This window comes from Gammaproteobacteria bacterium (assembly GCA_029881255.1).
Taxonomy (GTDB): domain Bacteria; phylum Pseudomonadota; class Gammaproteobacteria; order S012-40; family S012-40; genus JAOUMY01.
On sequence record JAOUMY010000018.1, the window covers coordinates 1 to 18,858 of the forward strand.

Below are 18,858 nucleotides of genomic sequence, written 5' to 3' on the forward strand. Positions count from 1 at the left end.
ATGACCTGGGTGGTAACGGCCTGATCGAAGGCACGTATAATGTAACGCTGTGTATACCCGGCTCCGATTGTTCCGCGGGCTTTATGGTCAACCTCAGCGGCAGCTTTAGCGTTACCCACGATGCTGACTTGCATTACGCTTCTGAAGGTGCTGCATACGTACCGATATCTTTGTCTGGCTTCCCATATGATTCCAGATTGCAAACTCCACCAGTCCTTCATCAGGCGAACGCTGGCACGCCCAGTTACTATCACATACTGCATCAGCAAAACACGGAATATGTTATCGGTATAACCGACATTAACACCGCTGCCAAGCTGGATGTGCACTTTCAAGTAGACTTTCTCGATGCACCACTGTGTTCAACAGACGGAGTCGCGCCCACGCAATATTGCGCAATGACCTTAGACATTGCAGAGTGGGAGTTCTACTACAAAGTAAACTACTCTGGCGCGGGGGATGAAGGCGTTACATACAATATGACGGTGGAAACCGATTGGATAAGTCTGGACATCAATGCCGGTGGTGAAATCAAATCAAGTGAAAACCTGGTCGACAATACCCTGGCCTCACTCAATGGTGAAACGACCGTCAAGGCTTTCTGGGATACCCTGGCCGCGCCTCAACGAACCGAGGTGCATCTGTTTGGCAACTACAATACAGCCGTCCCACAGTTTGACCAGGAACTCACTTTGTATTTTGACGCGAACACAACGGGAAGCTATACGCTCGCCGGGCTAAATGCAGACGCCGTCTATTACGATGGTGTAAATACCTGGGATACGATTGCCAATCCAGGTGCGAGTGTGACGATAAACGTAGACCAATACGGCGCATCAGTGGCCTATAGTCCAATAGTCGGAAACTACTCTGTACGTTTGTGTCTACAAGGTGCGCCGGATTGTACAACACCGGGATATTATATCGACATCGCAGGAAAGTTTGCGATAACGCGGGCGCCGGATGCACTGTGACAAATTGCTGTTTCGATATGCGACAGAATTCCTGTCGCATATCGATATGGCAAATATTTAGTAACGTTTAATTAATCCGATATACAACAAATCTTCGCCCTTCCATTCCTCATCGGCAGCTTGATAGATGGCCTTATTGGTAAATACCGCATAGAGCTTAGCTTCCTTGCCCATACCTAATTCAAGACCAGCACCGTATTGGCGTTCGAAGTTTTCGCCATCCTGCCATTTGTGTCCATAGAAGCCACTTACAAACGCAAAATGGTTAATCTCAAGCGATCTCCCGGATACAAAAACGGCATCAATCTTGGCATTGTTTAAACGCTCATAGACGGCGCTTAAGGCGAGGCTGCCCTCGCCCAGATCCGGGCTAATCAAAGCCTGTATCGATGACTCATCATCCAGTCCATCACCAAGCTGACTAAATTTTGCAACTGCTAGACCCGCAGAAATTGCCGAGATACTACTACGTACGCTGGCGCTGACTATTGAACCCTTGAAACCTAAGTCATAAACACCATTCTTGACATTGCCAACTGTAGTGCCGAAATCAAGCTGGATGTTGGAAGCAACCGTCTTTTTCACACGCAGACTATTTCCCTGTCTTTGATTTGCAGCAGAGCTTAAGACATTTCGATAATCAACAAATGAATTTTCAAATATATTCGCTTTACCCGTCAGTGCTGAATGGGGCATCAACATTCTCCCTGCCAATACCTCCCAGCCTGACAATTTCAAACCGATATATTGATCTCTCTTGGCAATTTGTACATTAAAGACATCTTTTCCCAAATCAACATTGCCGTCCATTTGCCATTCGATACGCCAAAAATATCTATCCTTGCTGCCATCAACACCAATAAGCGATGAACGACTATACAACCCGGCGTTGTCCTTGCCGTCTTTTTCATCCAGATCCCAATTGTATTCAAAATGGAATTTCGTATAGGCAACCGAATCCGCCATCGCTGTGCTAACGCTAAACAGGAAAACAATCAGTACCAGATACATTTTAGAATTCTTCATCATCATAGCGCCCAATTAATCATGCCGACCACCTTGAACAGACTATCCATATTGGCAAAGCCTGCAATCGAAATAGGACTGTCTTCCGTTGCTCCCGGCTCAGCGCCGAGAAACAACATGTATTTCCAGTTTGCACCTAACCAGAAGTCCAGACCCTTCACATTGATCGGATTGAATTTAACGAACAACTCGAGTTCGTGTGCGTAAAATATGGGAAAAAGCCCGAAGTCCAGTTCCTCGGCTGAGGTCAGCTCGATACGCCAGGTGCCTAAGCGTGGACGATAACCGAAATAGATATTCTCTTTCTCTATTGTGGTTTCCTGTATCACGCCATAGGTATAGACCCTGGCGTCGTAAATATTTCTCTCCTTCGCCGCGCGATCAGCGAGTTCCTCCAGATAAACCTCATTCGCGGCCTGCTGACAGATATCATATTCTTCGTAGGTACCACCGTAGTTATAGACAAACGAACAATCCAGAGGCTCGGGATTCCCACCTACCAGCTGGCTGTAGTTGTACGGCTTTTGATACTTCAGATAGTACAAGCCACAACGACTGTCCTTGCCTTTGAACTGATCGATTTTGATATTAAACAAAGCCGAAACCATGGAATCCACGCAGGGAAAACCGCCGCTATCAAAGGTGAACTTGATCTCTTCAAACTTGGTTTGCAAATGTAGCGTCTCGTTTGCCACCAAATTGCTACTACCGCCGACAAAGGGAAAATAATTCATCGTGGAATTCTGTGGGGTCACCTGGATATTGAACAACTCCTTGGCATAACTGATCTTTAGCGGCGCCTTTTCCATATTGTCGGCGCCGAAGCCCAGCCAGAATTGCAATTTGTTATACGATTGTTCGAGATTCGATTCCTGATCGTCTGCGATCAATTGTTCCTTGTTCCAAACGTCTTTATCACTGACACGAAACGCAGAATCTGATTTGAACCCTTGAGAGGTAATTTTTACCTCGACCGGTACGCCATCGATACCGGTATTCAGATCGAGATAGTGACTCATGAAGCCTTTGGTCTTGTACTCGATATTAGGGATTTCTTCTGGCATCCAGAAGTTATATTCCGACCCATAGCTGAGATCCACGTAATCGATAAACAGCAGCGATTTGCGTTGAATTTCCTCCGCAGAAACGACCGAAAGTGTGGATGAGAAAAGAAGAAGCGCCAGAATGGTTTTCAATATGCTCGATTGCGCTCGAGCGACAGACAAAATACTCGCCAGATAAAATGCCATCAAAACAGATACTCCAAAAATTGACAACTTTAAGAACCCAGGACACCTCCCTGTTTTTTATATATTTATAAACCCCGCCACAGGTCGCAAGACTACACCAAACCAGGCAAAAGAAAAAGAGCGGATTCCCATTCATTTACTCAGTGATTGATGTTCTCTCGACTTAGTCGATGTGAAACGCTGCCGACTCCTGTCATCACAGGTCCATCAGAAGCATATTGCGGGCCGGTTACATTTTAGAAAAAAGTGCTATCGCCCCCACTCGTTTACATCTCGATCAAGATATTGCTTTGACCGTCGGCTTCGTCGTAGACTCGGTCGAATATATCCAGGTAGTCGAGATAGACGTGACGACGATCGAACTCGATTTTTATGCGCTCTTTCTGCGCGTAGTACGCCGCGATAAAAGCCTCCACCAGCGTGTGGCTGCTAGATCCCGAAACCGTGGTATTTTTCATTTCAATTTCCAATAATTCAGTGGCCTTGATGACACGATCATCGGCTTTCGCCAAAAGTTGTTGATAGTCGTCGAGTTTGCTTTTTGTTGTTTTGTATTGAATCGTCTTTTCTAACAAAAGCGATTCTGCCTCAGACTTCCCATACAACAGCGCGGCCTCGCTATGATCGAGCCTATTGTTAGCTGACGCATCCATTAGTGCATAGTCGAACCTAAGTCCAATAAAGCGTGAATCCTGATCGTATGATTCTGCTGGTGAAGACCTCGTATGTAGATTGGCCTGCACTTCTAAAAATACGCCAGGAAGTTTCTCATTCGCTGCTTTTCGGTTTACGAGTTCGGCACTGTCTATGGTCAACTCGGCCTCCTGCATTTCGCGTACATTCCGTAAATCCTCTTCTGAATAGGAAAGTGTCGGTATGTCACCTGTTTTACGGTATTGAGGCGTGATCTCGGAAGTCTCCTCCAGGCCTGTTAAAACCTTTATATGCTTCGCTATAGAATTGTATTCTGTTTGATGTACTCTTTGTTCCTGGGTTAAAAAACTGCTTAGTTCCGCAATTCTCGCCATATCGAGAGGCGTCGTAAACGCAGACGACGTCGACTTCGCAATAGTCTCCAGCAAACTTTGAAATTCCTCAGTATTGTCTCGAAGTCGATAGCGTTGATTCCAGTCGAGGTAGATGCGTATATGTTTCAGCAGGAATTGTTCTATATGTTCCATGCGATCTAAATCATACGTCTGAATACTATTGTTATAGATCCGCAGGTTTCTTCTATCGTTGCTGCCAAACATGTTTCTTACCAGTGGCAATGTTGCGTTAACATCCACGGTATTGCGGTTCATCTGATAATTTTCATAACTTGTCAGTGAAGCATCATACATAGTAGACGTCCCACTTCGCCTTATGTAATTCAATCTTGGCGTTAGAGAAAAACGTAACCCAGTATGAGCCTCAACGGCATTGAATTTCATACCTATGTCTCTGGAAAAAATTGTCTCACGGTCTTCACTGTGCAGAACACCCGTCGACGACGTTCCATATAACGATACCGTCACTCCATATTGCGTCGTGCGTTGGGCAGCATTCAAGACGTTAAGACGAAATCGTTGATTGCGCGATTCAAGATGAGGGTGCTCGTCAACAAGTGTTTCGAGGAATCCTCTTACCGTTAAAACATCCGCTTGGGAAATGACAGGAATTAGACACAACAGAATGAATATGCTGATACGCATTTTTTCGCCCCACAAATTATTTGAATTATTGGGCGCGATTATAACGTGTGTAGCGCAGACGGGGTATACGTTTCTACTCGGAATCAGCCTTTTGGCTCAGGATTCCCCAACAGACTCAACACAGTCTCAATTATTTGTCCGAGTTGTTGTTCCGGAGTACCTGCCTTGGCCATGACGCTGATACCTTGCAACATCATATTGATGGTGGCGGCGATGGCGGCAGTATTCGTATCCGGTGAGAGTTCGCCATTATTGACGGCCTGATCGAGCGCTTCCTGAAAAATTTTCTCCATATCCGTCCAGCCCCCACGCACCGCCATTGCGATATCGGGCTGATGTGGGCCAAGTTCCACTGCGGTATTGTTGAGAAAACATCCGAAGTTGCCTTCATCGGATTTGTGCGCATCTTTCAATGAGTAGAAGTAATTGAGCAGACGTTCCCGCACCGATCCTGGTGCATCGAGCAGCAATGCGCGGGTTGTGGCTATTGCCTGATCTTTGTAGCGTTGCAGGGCGAGTTTGTATAACTGGTTCTTATTCCCGAAGGTGTCATACAGGCTGGCGCGGTTAATCCCCATGCCCTTGACCAGGTCCTGCATCGATGTCAGTTCATAGCCCTGCCGCCAGAAAACCGCAAGCGCGCGATCCAGTGCTGCATCCTTATCAAATTGCTTTTGCGGGCCGACCATAGTGTCTTACCTTCACTATTCTCTACAAGATTTCTAATTTTCTACATAAAACCAGTGTGTTACATCTTGTAACAAGTTTTTCATTATCTCACGCTTGACACAGTTTACCAAAACTGGAATGATCGTTCCATGTTGGAACGATCATTCCAGCTATGTCAGGCATGTGCGCACATGGCCGTGGTTACGCTTTATCTCAAACATTTCCCCAGGAAGGAGAAGTACAATGAAACACCTAGCAAAAACGCTGACGGTTTCCAGTCTGCTGCTAACAAGTATAGGCTGGACGGCCAACAGCCTCGCCGATTCCCCCGCCGAAATAACGCGCATCGCTGACGCCATGGGCGGGCTTGAACGGCTGCGCTCAGTGAGCAATCAAACGGTTTCGGCGGATATAACCGGTATCGCGCCGCTGCAGGCGCCCGTTCCCGGCGGCGAGCCTGAACGATTCGACAATATCACTTACACGATAACACGCGCCCTGGATGGCGAACGCTTCAACACGCATTGGACGCTCGATATCGAGTTTCCGTTGAAGACACACTATGCCTTCACTGAGATTATCAACGGCGAACATGGCGCAGTACTCGGTGTGGATAGCATTCTGCAAACGCCACAAGCGCCGATGCAGGCGATACGTCTCGGCGCGCGCAAGATTAACCATTTCGTCACCTCGCCGGTGGCCGTCGTCAAAGCCATGCTAGCCGCGCCGACTGAAGTCGTCTTACTTGGCTCTCTCGAACATAGAGAAAGAAATGAAACCGTTCTGGCGATAAAAAAATACGGCAAAGATATACAGCTGTGGATAGATAACAATACGCATTTGCCCATCAAGGCAAGCTACTGGGATTCGAATCCCTCATACGGTGATACACAAATCGTTACACAGTATAGCGACTGGCAAGACGCTGCAGGTATCAAAGTGCCAATGTTGATTAAGCAATCAGATCAGGGAATGGAAATGGTACGCATCCAACGCCGGTCTGTTGAATTTGACATCGCATTTATCGCAGACCCGTTTGAGGTTCCCGCGTCTCTGAACGTAGACTTGGATACAGGGCTGTACAATATAGGCGTGAAATATGCGAACTGGTTTCACCGCTATCTTCTGGTTGGCATCCCCTTCGACCTTAACCAGTACTCACCCGAATCGGTATTCTTACACCCGGTCGGCGATGGCGTGTTTTACCTACAGGGATTTACTCATCATTCCTTGATTGTCGAGATGTCGGACTATCTGGTGTTATTCGATCCCGTATTACTCGAAGAACGTACGCAACTGGTATTGCCTGTGATTAAACAACAGTGGCCGAATAAGAAAATCAAGTATGTCGTACCGACGCATTTCCATGTCGATCACAGCGGAGGCTTACGTGGCTATGTCGCCGACGGTGCGCAACTCGTCACCACCGAACGTAATGAAGACTTCTATGAAAACGTGCTCAAATCCAAACACATTGTTTATCCTGACTTGCTCGCACTCATGCACAAAAAAGCTCGTATGCTCGAGATTAACGACGGTGAAACCTATGTCATTGATGACGGTGAGAGACGCATTCATTTGCTACAGATTGCCAATCGACATGCCCCCGGACTTATCGCGCCCTATATAGAAGATCAAAAAATACTATTTATCTCTGATCTCTACAGCCCCGGCTTCTTTACGGCGCCAATACCGCCACAGTTTTCGTATTGGGGTCTGGATTTGTATAACGATCTCCTCCCCCGCAAGCTGGAAATAAAAACAATAATCGGCGCACACGGCGGCATGGGAAGTTTTCAGGACTTTATTGACGCAATGAACCTTACGTTTCCGGAGCTATAAATATTTAAGTGGGGTCAGATAAGCTGTATCTGACCCCACATATTGCCATTTAAAATCAGTACCGACAACGCACATCACCTCGGGACAAGGATGTGCGGTCACAAAAAGCTTTGCCTATATCATTACCCGCGACGGTGCCTCCATTATCCGGGTCGGTCCTGAAGGTAATTCTGGAACCAAATGTCACAATGACATCTGCGTTAAATACTTTTTCTGATGCCTCATCATGGCGATGCATGTTCATAGGGTCGACGGTACCTCGATTCCCGTTGATATCAGATCGTTGCAGTATAGCGCTGCTTCCATCATCAAGCATGACACCGGCCTTTACGTTATTGTTGGCACGTATAGAGGCATTTTGCCCAATATCGAGTTTGCTGGTGGATTCCACCAAAACACCTGTACCTGCGTTATTTCTTGCAGTTATTCGTGGAAAACCGGACTCTCTCGCAAAAAAACCAAACAAGTTCATAGCCGCATTGTCGATACTAATTCCCTCGCGTCCATTATTCTCGCTAATAACTTCCGAATCACCATCAATTTCAAAATTACTATTGGAAACTACATCAAGTCCGTCACGGCCATTGTCGTGACTATGAATGCTGGCATTGAACAACATCCCAGTGGAACCGGTATTAACGGAAAGTCCGATGGTACGATTGGAGTGAACATTGACCTTAGCATTCTCAGTTACAAATAGACTGGAGTTTATCGATATCTGCCCCCCTAAGGTGTTATCCGAGATTTCTACCATGCTATCTGCATCGCCGGAACGGGTGATGTGAAGCTTGGAACCGTTTAAAACCTGCAAACCAAACACAAAATTTCGCGCGATATGATTGTTGTTTTCGAATACTCCTGACGCACCATTATCGATCACAACACCATGGACATTTCCAATTAAGCTCACATCACTCATTTGAAAACTCGCATTATTGGTTGCATGTATACCCATTACGCCTTTTTCGATACTCAGACCAGACAATATCACGCGGTGAGCACCATCGATAACGATCCGATCCTGGGGGAAAAATCCGCTTAGAACGGCATTGTTTCCCGAAATAGTAATATCATTTTTATTGATATACAGAGCATCATTACACACACCACTGACAACCAGCGTAGTACCTTCACCGGCACTAGCAAGCGCAGTTGCTAATGCGCCGGGTGGTGAATTCGTGCAGTCGACACTGATCATAGCCGCGTGTGCGCTCAGGGGAATTACCGCAGACAATCCAGTGAAAAACAAAATAGACGATAGGCGTTTTTTCATATAACTCTCCTTGTTAGTAAAAAATCCCGGTTAGATGCAACTTTTCGCTAATATTATAGAAGAATTATATCTAGTTTCACTTATTTAAATATTCGATTCAACAATGCCGCGGCTCTAAGTCCGCCCTTGAACATTTGCGATTCGATCATCGGAACAAACCTGTAGACATAGTCGTAGGAGAAACTCCCTTTGAAGGAGTCCACATCATAGGCCTGAGTGCGTATTTGTATTGTCTCGTGGACCCAATCGATAGGCTTGCTCTTTTGTATTTCCTTGACTGCAGAAGCCTTCGCATTGTTAATCTTTCGAGTCAATTCGGTAAAACCCAAATGTTGTTCTTCGACAAGTTCTTCATCCCATACTTTGTGGAGATTTGTGGTTTTACCAAACCACTTGACCTTAATCTTGTTGCCGCCCAGATCTGAAGGATAACCGGCATGGAGTGGTTGGTGCATATCGCCGACGATATGAACGAGAAAGCGTAGCGCAAATTTTTTAATCTCTTTTTGCTTTTTTGGATTTGTGAGATCACCGAAATACTTTTGTAATGCGGAGGCGACTGGACCCTGGGGAATCGTCTTGTTTTCAAGTATGGCGACAAATGTATTCAAAGCAACATAGGAGTCACCCTTGGGATTCTTAGCCGAATTTTCGTAAGTCTCACCTGGGTTCACATTTATGAAATGCCAATTGGCAGCCGCGTCGTATCCCCAGAATTCTTTGTTTTCGGGAGATGAGCGCATCTCATCAGGCCAGGTGGCGGCAAACGCCAAACCCTCACCGTCCAGTATCTCATCAATTGCCTTTTTTGCGCTCGCTGACAAATGATAACTCGCCACCTCGCCCACGGTACGATGGCCCGTCTGTCCAAACCCAAAGCAATTTGACGAAACCACACCGGCTAAAACGCCGACAAGGTAAAATGATTTGCGCATATCAAGCTTCCCTTTCAATATGTGGCAACATATTGCTTAACTGAGCTTGCTGACTACCAAGCTTCGGATATCTTCGGCGGCATCTTTCATCCGCGCGATTGCCGATTTCCTGATCAACCACATAAACAATAGCAGCAAAGTCACTAACAACACCGCATGCAAATGATACTCGATCAAATTCTTTCCCAGAGAAACATAGTCGCCTGTGGTAATGCTCTTCATGATCAGACTCCACAGACTCACATTGTCGTCTTCATCATATATCGAGTAATACACCACATATGCCACGACAAAGGCCGTTAGATCGGCAAGCCCGCCATACAACCATTTGCGTATATTAATTCCACGATTGATGATTTTCTGTTGCTTGTTGCGCTCATCGTCCTCACTTAAGTCTATCGTTTTTGCTTTTGCATCCAGGTCAGAACCGACAATATCGCACTTGCTCGGCAACACAAACGGCGCATAATTGGCCGTGCGTTTTTTCAGACGTTCACAGGTACTTTCATGGACCTTGATATTTCCTAACAGCCTACCCTCGCACAGCCTGGTAATGATGCGTGGGTGATAGCGATAATAAATCGCAAACCCATCACGGGAATTGTATAGACGCCCGTGGATATTACTATCCTGATAAACACCTTCCACGAATCCCGGTTTAAACTTTAAACCCTGTTGCTGCGCCCTAAGCATCATCCAGTGCATAGTGACATTGGCCATACCCTGACGTTCATAACCCCCACCCACATTTGAATGCATCCCCGAGAACCATACCTGTTCAACATCCTGCGGAGTACGCCCTGCCTTTACCTCGTCCCAAACCTTGGGCCAGAAGGCCGTGCGTTCATCATCTATTGCCAGCGCTTGATAGGCATGTTTGATGTTCTTCGACAATTCGTAGTTATAAAAGAGATGAGGCCAGACCAGATTACTAAGTCGTTCCAGACACCAGAACACAACACTGAGTATATTTAATGTAATCCCCATTCTGTCGGTGCGCTTGGGAAAGCCAAGAGCCGATACCGTGTCCCATACACCAACAAAATGAATATCGATAATCCCATGAGAATGTCGATGGGTGCGAAATCGTTCTGCCCGTTGCGGGTCTTTACGGTGAGACTCATAGGCTTCAAATGCGTCGCAGGTATAATCTTTTAACTGTTCGTCTGACAGAGGCTTGCCATTGACCAGGCCCACTGCATTGATGAAACCACAAAATCCACGTATCGTTGCCGCGCCTCGGCTAAAGCCAAATAAAAACACCTTGTCGCCAGGCACATAGTTCAGCGAAAGAAAGCGGTACAAATCCATGACATTGTGCTTGATACCGATTCCGATCGCCCCGGTGAAGGCGCGCCAATATTTATTGGTCGAAGTGCCAACGCCGTTATCGTAAAAAGTATATTGAGAAACCGACTTGTCATGAATCTCGATGGCCTTATACATCTTATAGACATTGCTGTCCGGTGTATAACCACCCTTGTTGCCGGTTCCATCGGCGCACAAAATGATATTCTTTGCCATTTTGATATTCCTTTGATTTGAGTTCGAGTCCCCTATCCGAAATACATGCCAGAACTCAGCTGGGCTGAGGAATTGGAGATTTCATACCATGAAATTTTGCAATGTACCACTGTATTTTTTAATAGTCGTGAAGAGAAAGTGACAATGATATCTATCACCTAAAAGGGTTACTCCCCCTTCTGGCTACACTTGATATTAATGAAAGTAATTCGAACTCTGCCACCTTATTCCACGCAGCATTTTCTGTCCCACGACCTTACCTGTTTTTCAGCGTTCATTTTGAACGGGGTATGACTTTCCTTACCCTATCTGAACTGAAATGAATGTCGAGTTTTTACAGCCCCTGCATATGAGTTGGGAACACCTGAAATCAGCGACCTACTGCACACGAACTTTACGCGCCCGCAATGCCTTTCTTGCCGCTTTATCGACCATAGCAAATAGTCTATCGTTGTCATTCCTCTGTGCGGCAGACTTATGCCCTTTTACTTTGGTAATTGTACATTCCAATTGATCCATGTACTGATAGAACTGTTGGTAGAGGTCTGCGTTTGTTAGCTGGCGATTATTCTTTGCGATGTAATTACTCGCTTCAAGGCGATCACGTCGCCCTGGCAAGTTTAAGATATTCTGGCAATCGGTGAATACTTCGATTTTTCTTATAGAACAGTCAAGATCGCTCAATGCCCAAAGAAGCGTCTGTAACTCCAGTCGAGTTGAGCGAGTGTTATTGAATTCTTTCCGCTGAACTCGCGACTCATCCACGAGACCAACAGGTTCGTTTTCATAAACGATGAGATAAGCACCAACACCGCTTGCTGTCTTCGGACACATACTCGCATCTGTAAACACTCTCAAATAATATGTATACCTACTTGGTAAAAAATGTGGGGGCAGATACAACGTTAGCTTCTGGCCCCCAAACGTTAATGCCTTATTTAGTTAAGGTCTGCAAATAGGCCAGTAAGTCAATCTGTTCTTGTTCGCTCAAGACACCCAACATCGGTGGCATATGCTCCCACATCTTACGCATAGCGGGATGGTGTTGGCGACCTGACATATTGTGCATCTTTTTCATATTCATAAACGCGCCGGGATGGCCAAAGCGTATCTTGTGTAGCGTTTCCCAGGGATTCTTGTTGGCTATCGTGCCGACATATTCGGGTTTGTCTTTTCCAGGTGCCAGATTCATCGATTCACCCGTCTTACCGTGACAGTCGACACAATGCTTTTCAAAGTGCTGCTTGCCCGGCGTCACATCACCTTTAACCTGCTTGGTATCGTAGGAAATGTACTTCGTCATGTCGATCTGCCCCTGGCTGACAAACTGGGCGACAGCTCTTAAATCCTCGACACTGAGATGTTTGTCATAACCGTGTTGTGAGTTTTTCAATACCTCAAGCAATTGGTCAATAGATTTACCTTCCGACTCACGTATACCCTTGGTACCGGAGTAATGACTACCCTTCGCATAGGCGCCATCCTTTCCTCGGTAGTCCCAACCATGACATTCCTTGCAACGCCAGGTAGCGCTACCTTTTTGTTCGCCATCCTTGTAGGCTGGATGCGTACCCTCCGGTGGCGTCAGTTTGGTGTCTACCCACCACTTGTCATACAAGCGTCCACCGACAATTGTTTGCTCCAGCTCACTTGCGACAGCAGGTGAAACCAGAAGTATAAACACTAGCGACATTCCTTTATGCTTCATCGTCTTCCTCAGGTTTTGGCCTTCCATCACGCAAGTATAGATGATAAAACCCGAATTCTCTGCCACTTTCAAAAAATTCTATCGTGTTGTTGGAATGAGATGTAAGTGTGGCTGAATGGCTTCCAGGATGATCGTGTTGGCAACACTATTTGGTGCTTTCTTGAAATTGGTTTTGTTGGTTTCAGCCAAGTCTCGACTACAAATATTGAACGTTAGGTCCTAAACCATTCCCGGTACAGAGACTTTGTAATAATATTTACAGACAAAGGAGACAAATACAAAAAGCCGCGAGCGAACTCTAGCTGTCGTGGTCAATTCAGACCAGAGCCATTTAATAGTTCCGCCAAGGAAGAACCCTCGGCATTATCACCCATCTCAACAATGAGTGTCTCATCGAGTGGTATTTCGTTGGCCTGTAAATGTGGATATAGCTGTTGCGAGATTTGGATGATAGTGATGATACCTTCCCTGTTGGCCAAATCGTCTGTGCTTTTTGCATCGTCCACGAGTTGATTGATATAGGCCTCAAAGGTCGCGACACGCTGCTCCAGACCCATCGCCTTAAATAGACCGGTAAAGGTAAAGTGCAATTCACGAACACCCGCCTTCGGGTCGTCTAAATATTCAATTTTGAAAGGGTTCTGTACAAGCACTGTTATGTCCTTCAGGTAAAGTGCGTCACTTTAACATAGATAGACGTCGATATATAAATACCTGGCAGTCTTAGGACCGACCCAGCAGATACCAGAACGCATCTGACTTTTCTCTCGATTCTACTTTTTCTATTGCTTCGACATTTTCAGGCAAAATTTGAAGAAAACAAGTTACGATCAACGAGTATTTTATTATGCAATTTTTCATATAGTTTTCTGAGCTTATGATTTAATAGGTTGATGTATACAAATTACAAAAGGAGATACAAAACCCGCTATTATTTACGTATGATTTTCTGAAACGCTAACGAATCCACCCGTCCTACTCTACATTTCTCGCCCATAGTCCTTCTTTATAAAGACATTAAAACAAATAGACCAGAACCAATTAGGGCTAACACCTATCGACTATACTAACAGGCTGGGCAGCGATACAAAATAATAGTCAAATTGTGTGAGTTAGGCTAATATATCTGCCTATTTAATAGAATAATTTGAATAATGGCTATAAAGACCAATACCAAAAGACTAGCGTCTCTACTTTTCTGCATTTTAACGATTTCTTTCGGCTCCGCGTGTAAGCATGACGACAAAGTGAGTACCCCGACACTGGTCGTTGGCGAATTTACTGACGATAAGGGCGTTTCATTATCATGGGAGTCGGTGAGCGGAGCGGACAAGTATTCGATTCTCTGGCATAGCAGCGAAATCACAGAGAATTCTCGTATTGAGGGGATCAGTTCGCCTTTCGTGTTTGAGCCTCAATTCGGAAAGGAAGTCACTTTTTCTCTCGAGGCTGCAAACAAAAAGCATAGCCGTGTTTCTGACGAAAAATCCGTTTTGTTTGTCCCGGCCAAGCCCGGATTCAAAAGCATCAATATTGCTAGTAACAGGCACTCACTATCCTGGGATGCGATTGAGTCGTCTACCTCATATAAAATCTACTCATCGTCTTTTGATCAAACATTTGAGAACGCCAGGCTATTGGGCGAAACGGAAGAACTTAGCTTTGATCATGACGATGTCGCATCAGAATCCACAATACACTACTACCTTGTAGCCCGAAATCCATCCGGTGACAGTTTTCCTTCAGATGCACTCGAAGTAAATACTGCTGATATCCCGCAGAAACCTGAGATACCAGAGGTTATGACACAAAAAGGTGAAAACATTCTCACCTGGTCAGCAGTCGGTTTGGCAAATTCGTATAAGATATATTTTTCTTTTGAACCCGATTCTTATGACATAGCAGAGAAGCTCGGCGAGACCACCGAGAAAACGCTCACGCATCAAGGCGTGAAACCATTGTCGAGTATTTATTACTACCTCGTTGCGAGCAATGCAAAGGGAGACAGCTTTCCCTCAGATGCCGCTCATGTTGAGTCCGCCTATTATCAAGCTGTGATGGAGGTACCGCTAAACAAGACCGGTGTTTCCTTTTTCATCACAGAGGCACAAGAAACGAAAACGGACGGAAAAATATATCCACAAATATTTCTACAGGAACCAGAGACATTTAAAGGCCAGGACGGAGTCAATCATACCAATACGATAGGCACGAGTTTAAGCTTTACTAAATTGGATAACTCGGGTGCCACTTTATCCAACGATCACACGGACACCAGCACATGGAATTGTACACGAGACAACAACACAGGCTTGCATTGGGAAGTGAAATCCCTTGCCGGTGAGCGTGCATACCAGAAACTTTTCACATGGTTTGACCCGAATGAAAATACCAATGGCGGCAATTCTGGAATGGAAGATCCATCTGCGTGTGCCAAACCGTATCTGGAAAGCAATACGCTACAACACATACAAATTGCCAATAGCGAACAGTGGTGTGGCTTTTCCGACTGGCGATTACCCACAATTGAAGAGATTCGTTCTATAGTCGATTACGGAGTTGATACCCAAAATAAAGGCTCATGGAATTTACTGGATTCCAATTATTTTCCAAACATAATTCGCCGCCACCAATGGACATCGATTAGCAGCGGTATAGATTCGGAAAGAGCGTACGGGTTCCATCTTAGCGATGGTAGCGCAGAAGATCATACAAAACATTGTACCCCGACCGGGGTATTTACCAACAGCGCCATGCTTGTTCGTAGTCCCGACAAACCGTCACTCTCCTTTTCAACAAACAATGAATAAAGCCATCGAAAAAGTACGATTTATGAAGAATACTACGTTGAAACACATCAATTTTCCGCAAACAAAGACAACTTTTTCCTTCGTTGGCTACTGCTTTCTCGTTGCTATCACTAGCATCCCGGCTACGGTCTTTGCTTGTAAAGACAACATTCCCGGCCATTATCTAAATCGGTATATCGACAATAAGGATGGCACAATTTCCGACAAAATGACCAACTTGATGTGGCAAAAATGTACGCTTGGTGCAGTCTGGAACGAACAGACCGGAATCTGTGAAACAGAAAAAAATGAGTCTGGTTTTCCGATTATAGATAGCCAGAATTGGAAAAATGCTTTGGAGCGTGCGCAACAAAACGCATTTGCATCACATAACGATTGGCGCTTGCCAAATATAAAGGAGCTGGCTTCGATATATGACCCCGCTTGTATAACACCAAGTTCATACTATGCAATTGACCTTGCCGTATTCGATTTGCCTTTCAATTCTTACTGGAGCTCGACGCCGAGCCGAAAATCAACCCGATTTCGTGATGAGAATGAAAATTATGTTGATACAAATACAGCGTATAGCCTGACTTTCAGCTACCCCAGCAACCGCACTAAAATCACGCCGATTACCGAGGCACAAGCTGTCCGTTTGGTTCGAAGCCAATAAAGTTGCGGTACCCCATCCACATCAGCAAACACAATTAAAACTCTACACCCGCATACACCGCTGGCCAAAAACTGAAGCTGCTCCGCCCGATGCTGAAGTTCACAGGTTGAATGGAAGCCTTAAGTTCCTTTCCGTCACTACGTGGATCGACCAGAAAGTTCAGACTCGCGCCAGCATGTACACTCAGAAAACGCGCCAGTCGCAGGTGCGCGGCCGAGCGTATGGAAACCGTATTGTTACTTTGTGAACAAAAGACACACAGCGGATCAATACCTAACTGACTGGCGATATCCAATACCTGGGTTTCGGTATCACCGCTCTGGCTGCCGTAATAGCGTATATCGCTAGCAAACATAATATCGCTATCAATATAGCTACGAGGCGATACGTTATAAGTGAAACCGATCGCCCACTTTGAACGCCAGTGCGATTGTGTACTATCAGTACTCAGACCTAAAAGATTGTAAATCCGCTTTGTACCAGTCTTATACGACAACATCATGTCTGACAATTCATCAAGACTAATACCGATATCGTGTCTACCATTACCATAGATGGACAGCAAGCCGACGGGGACACCGGAAAACTCCCGCGCGAAATTAAAAAGACCGACGTGTACACCGGTCGCCTTTCCTGCGACGTTAATCGAAGAAACCTGTACGCCCTTCAATTCCTTTGCGACATTGAAACCCGCCGATACCTGAACGCCTTTGAGATTTTTCGCGACATTAAATCCCGCCGTACCCTGCACGCCGTTCATGTCGCCAGCTGAAATATTAAACCCGGCGCTTCCCTGAGTACCGCGCATGTTTCCGTAGGCGATATTGAAACCCGCCGCCCCTTGTCCGCCATCGAAATCACCTTTGACGATATTAAAACCGGCGGCGCCCATGCCACCTTTTCCGCCACCAAGCGCGATGTTGAACCCGGCGGCACCCATGCCGCTATTGTTCAACCTTCCACCAACGATGTTGAATCCGGCAGCGCCCATGCCGCCTTTCATATCGCCTCGAATGACATTAAAGCCGGCGGCACCGACACCGCCGTCGATCAGGTCACCACTAATAATATTGAACACGCCACTTCCCATGGCGCCTTCCAGATTGCCACCGACAAAGTTGAAAACACCAGCCCCTTGCCCACCTTTCAAATTACCGTTAACAATATTCGCGATACCGGTTCCCTGCCCACCTTCAAAATCACCTCCAACAAAGTTAACCATCGAACTCGCATTAAACCACTTCGCATCTTCACGATAAAAGGTAATCAAACTGCCTAAGCCGACACCTTCCAATCTGTCGGTTTGACCCGCAAGCAGATTAACATCGAATTTTACGATTTCCTTTTTTCCCATTGATGGTGGATTCTCATACTCCATATCGGGAAACAAAGAAATCTTCACTTCCACTTCTGCGTATTCACTGCGATCTATCGGCGGTTTGTCACCGCGTGCGAGCGCGACCTTGCGATCTACCGCCGTCGCATATTGTTCGTCGTATACAAAGCTTTTGTTATTCACCAATGTAAAGCCGACCTTGAGCAACTTCTCACCGTTGTCGACCAATATGGTATAGTCGCCGGGTTCCATGCCGAGGACGATTTCTCGTTCTGTATTCTTCTTCAATTCGACAATGAGTTGTTCCTTGCTATTACGTATATACACGCGACCACTAACTTCTTTTGGTATCACCAAGGTCGAACTCGCCTGATGCAAGTCAGTAAGCACGAGATCACCCGCCCCTGCTAATTGGATATCATAGGCGGCATGTTGCGCGCCAAAGAGACTGCTTTCAGTGCGTGCCAGCGTTTCATGAAAGGCAAACTGGTAGGCTTCGTTAAGTGTTACCCGCTTATCATTGGACAGATCACCCGCGCCTCGCAGACCAGAGACAAAATAGTGCGTAAAATAGGAACCCCCTATCGCATCGGACTCCTGCGCCGATTCATCCGCAGAACTGGACGCGAGATAGGCATGGCCAGATACTTTCGAAGACTCGTCTATCAAAAACGTCGGACGACGTTTTCCGCCTTTGATACGGGTAAATGCACCTGAGGCACACGAGTCGAGTATCGCAACCTTCACGTCGGAGCTGATTTCACCTATGGCCTTATGCAAACGTTTGTATTCCAGCAATTCCTCGCCAAGTAAAATTCCCGATTCGTTGGAGTGACCGGAATAATAAAAAATGAATTCATTGCGTGCGTCGGAGCGGCTGTGAGACCGGATATTTTCGCCCATGGCCGTGAGGCGCTGTATCAAATTCTCGGCTGTAGGCTCAAACAACACTTCGCTACGGGTAGCGTCTATGCCACCAAGATCGTCAAACACCTTCGCCACCAGGCGTGCGTCCGATTGCGCATAACGTAATGACACGCGATCTTTGCCGCCGTTATTTGCGCCGATAATCAGCGCGTAGCGATTGACCGCCGTCTGCTCAAGCGCAAAAACCGGCGAAACAACAAGCATGGAAACCAAAATCAAATGATGTATTTTCATA

Annotated in this window: 15 protein-coding genes; 4 read left to right on the forward strand and 11 right to left on the reverse strand. The window is 46.0% G+C overall.

Translation table 11 applies throughout. The features are described 5' to 3' along the window. Nucleotides 1-974 (forward strand): hypothetical protein (locus OEZ43_20525; GenBank protein MDH5547970.1); only part of this gene is annotated, 974 nt, incomplete at its 5' end. Between the two features lie 57 nt (nt 975-1,031). Here the strand turns inward: OEZ43_20525 and OEZ43_20530 are convergent. The 4 genes from OEZ43_20530 to OEZ43_20545 all read right to left on the reverse strand — a co-directional run bounded on the left by OEZ43_20530 (nt 1,032) and on the right by OEZ43_20545 (nt 5,633). Beyond that, nucleotides 1,032-1,985: a hypothetical protein gene (locus OEZ43_20530; protein ID MDH5547971.1), complete on the reverse strand. Its 954-nt coding sequence runs from the start codon at nt 1,983-1,985 to the stop codon at nt 1,032-1,034. 17 nt (nt 1,986-2,002) lie between these two features. Further along, a complete protein-coding gene (locus tag OEZ43_20535; protein ID MDH5547972.1) occupies nt 2,003-3,250 on the reverse strand; it encodes a hypothetical protein in 1,248 nt (415 codons plus the stop codon). A 266-nt stretch (nt 3,251-3,516) separates the two neighbouring features. Then, a complete protein-coding gene (locus tag OEZ43_20540; GenBank protein MDH5547973.1) occupies nt 3,517-4,944 on the reverse strand; it encodes a hypothetical protein in 1,428 nt (475 codons plus the stop codon). 83 nt (nt 4,945-5,027) lie between these two features. Beyond that, nucleotides 5,028-5,633, reverse strand: coding sequence for a TetR/AcrR family transcriptional regulator (locus OEZ43_20545; GenBank protein MDH5547974.1), 606 nt, complete (start codon nt 5,631-5,633; stop codon nt 5,028-5,030). Between the two features lie 223 nt (nt 5,634-5,856). Here OEZ43_20545 and OEZ43_20550 point away from each other — a divergent pair, with 223 nt between their 5' ends. Continuing rightward, nucleotides 5,857-7,455 (forward strand): MBL fold metallo-hydrolase, encoded by a 1,599-nt coding sequence (locus tag OEZ43_20550; GenBank protein ID MDH5547975.1) that lies wholly within the window; start codon nt 5,857-5,859, stop codon nt 7,453-7,455. Nucleotides 7,456-7,510: 55 nt separating this feature from the next. Here OEZ43_20550 and OEZ43_20555 read toward each other — a convergent pair whose 3' ends face one another. The 6 genes from OEZ43_20555 to OEZ43_20580 all read right to left on the reverse strand — a co-directional run bounded on the left by OEZ43_20555 (nt 7,511) and on the right by OEZ43_20580 (nt 13,548). After that, entirely contained in the window at nt 7,511-8,728 is a 1,218-nt protein-coding gene (locus tag OEZ43_20555; GenBank protein ID MDH5547976.1) for a hypothetical protein, read from the reverse strand. Nucleotides 8,729-8,808: 80 nt separating this feature from the next. After that, a complete protein-coding gene (locus OEZ43_20560) occupies nt 8,809-9,663 on the reverse strand; it encodes a S1/P1 nuclease (protein MDH5547977.1) in 855 nt (284 codons plus the stop codon). 36 nt (nt 9,664-9,699) lie between these two features. After that, entirely contained in the window at nt 9,700-11,187 is a 1,488-nt protein-coding gene (locus tag OEZ43_20565) for a DUF2235 domain-containing protein (protein MDH5547978.1), read from the reverse strand. Between the two features lie 378 nt (nt 11,188-11,565). After that, nucleotides 11,566-12,039: a ribonuclease H gene (locus OEZ43_20570; protein ID MDH5547979.1), complete on the reverse strand. Its 474-nt coding sequence runs from the start codon at nt 12,037-12,039 to the stop codon at nt 11,566-11,568. Between the two features lie 82 nt (nt 12,040-12,121). Then, nucleotides 12,122-12,895 (reverse strand): cytochrome c, encoded by a 774-nt coding sequence (locus OEZ43_20575; GenBank protein ID MDH5547980.1) that lies wholly within the window; start codon nt 12,893-12,895, stop codon nt 12,122-12,124. A 311-nt stretch (nt 12,896-13,206) separates the two neighbouring features. Then, nucleotides 13,207-13,548, reverse strand: a complete 342-nt coding sequence (locus OEZ43_20580) for a transcriptional regulator (protein MDH5547981.1) — start codon at nt 13,546-13,548, stop codon at nt 13,207-13,209. 594 nt (nt 13,549-14,142) lie between these two features. Here OEZ43_20580 and OEZ43_20585 point away from each other — a divergent pair. Next, complete coding sequence (locus OEZ43_20585) at nt 14,143-15,705, forward strand: DUF1566 domain-containing protein (GenBank protein ID MDH5547982.1); 1,563 nt, start codon at nt 14,143-14,145, stop codon at nt 15,703-15,705. Between the two features lie 37 nt (nt 15,706-15,742). After that, on the forward strand, nt 15,743-16,360 hold the full coding sequence (locus OEZ43_20590; protein ID MDH5547983.1) for a DUF1566 domain-containing protein: 618 nt from the start codon (nt 15,743-15,745) through the stop codon (nt 16,358-16,360). A 34-nt stretch (nt 16,361-16,394) separates the two neighbouring features. On the opposite strand, the gene OEZ43_20595 is transcribed toward OEZ43_20590, so the two are convergent. Further along, nucleotides 16,395-18,857 (reverse strand): caspase family protein, encoded by a 2,463-nt coding sequence (locus OEZ43_20595; protein MDH5547984.1) that lies wholly within the window; start codon nt 18,855-18,857, stop codon nt 16,395-16,397. Nucleotide 18,858: the final 1 nt, after the last annotated feature.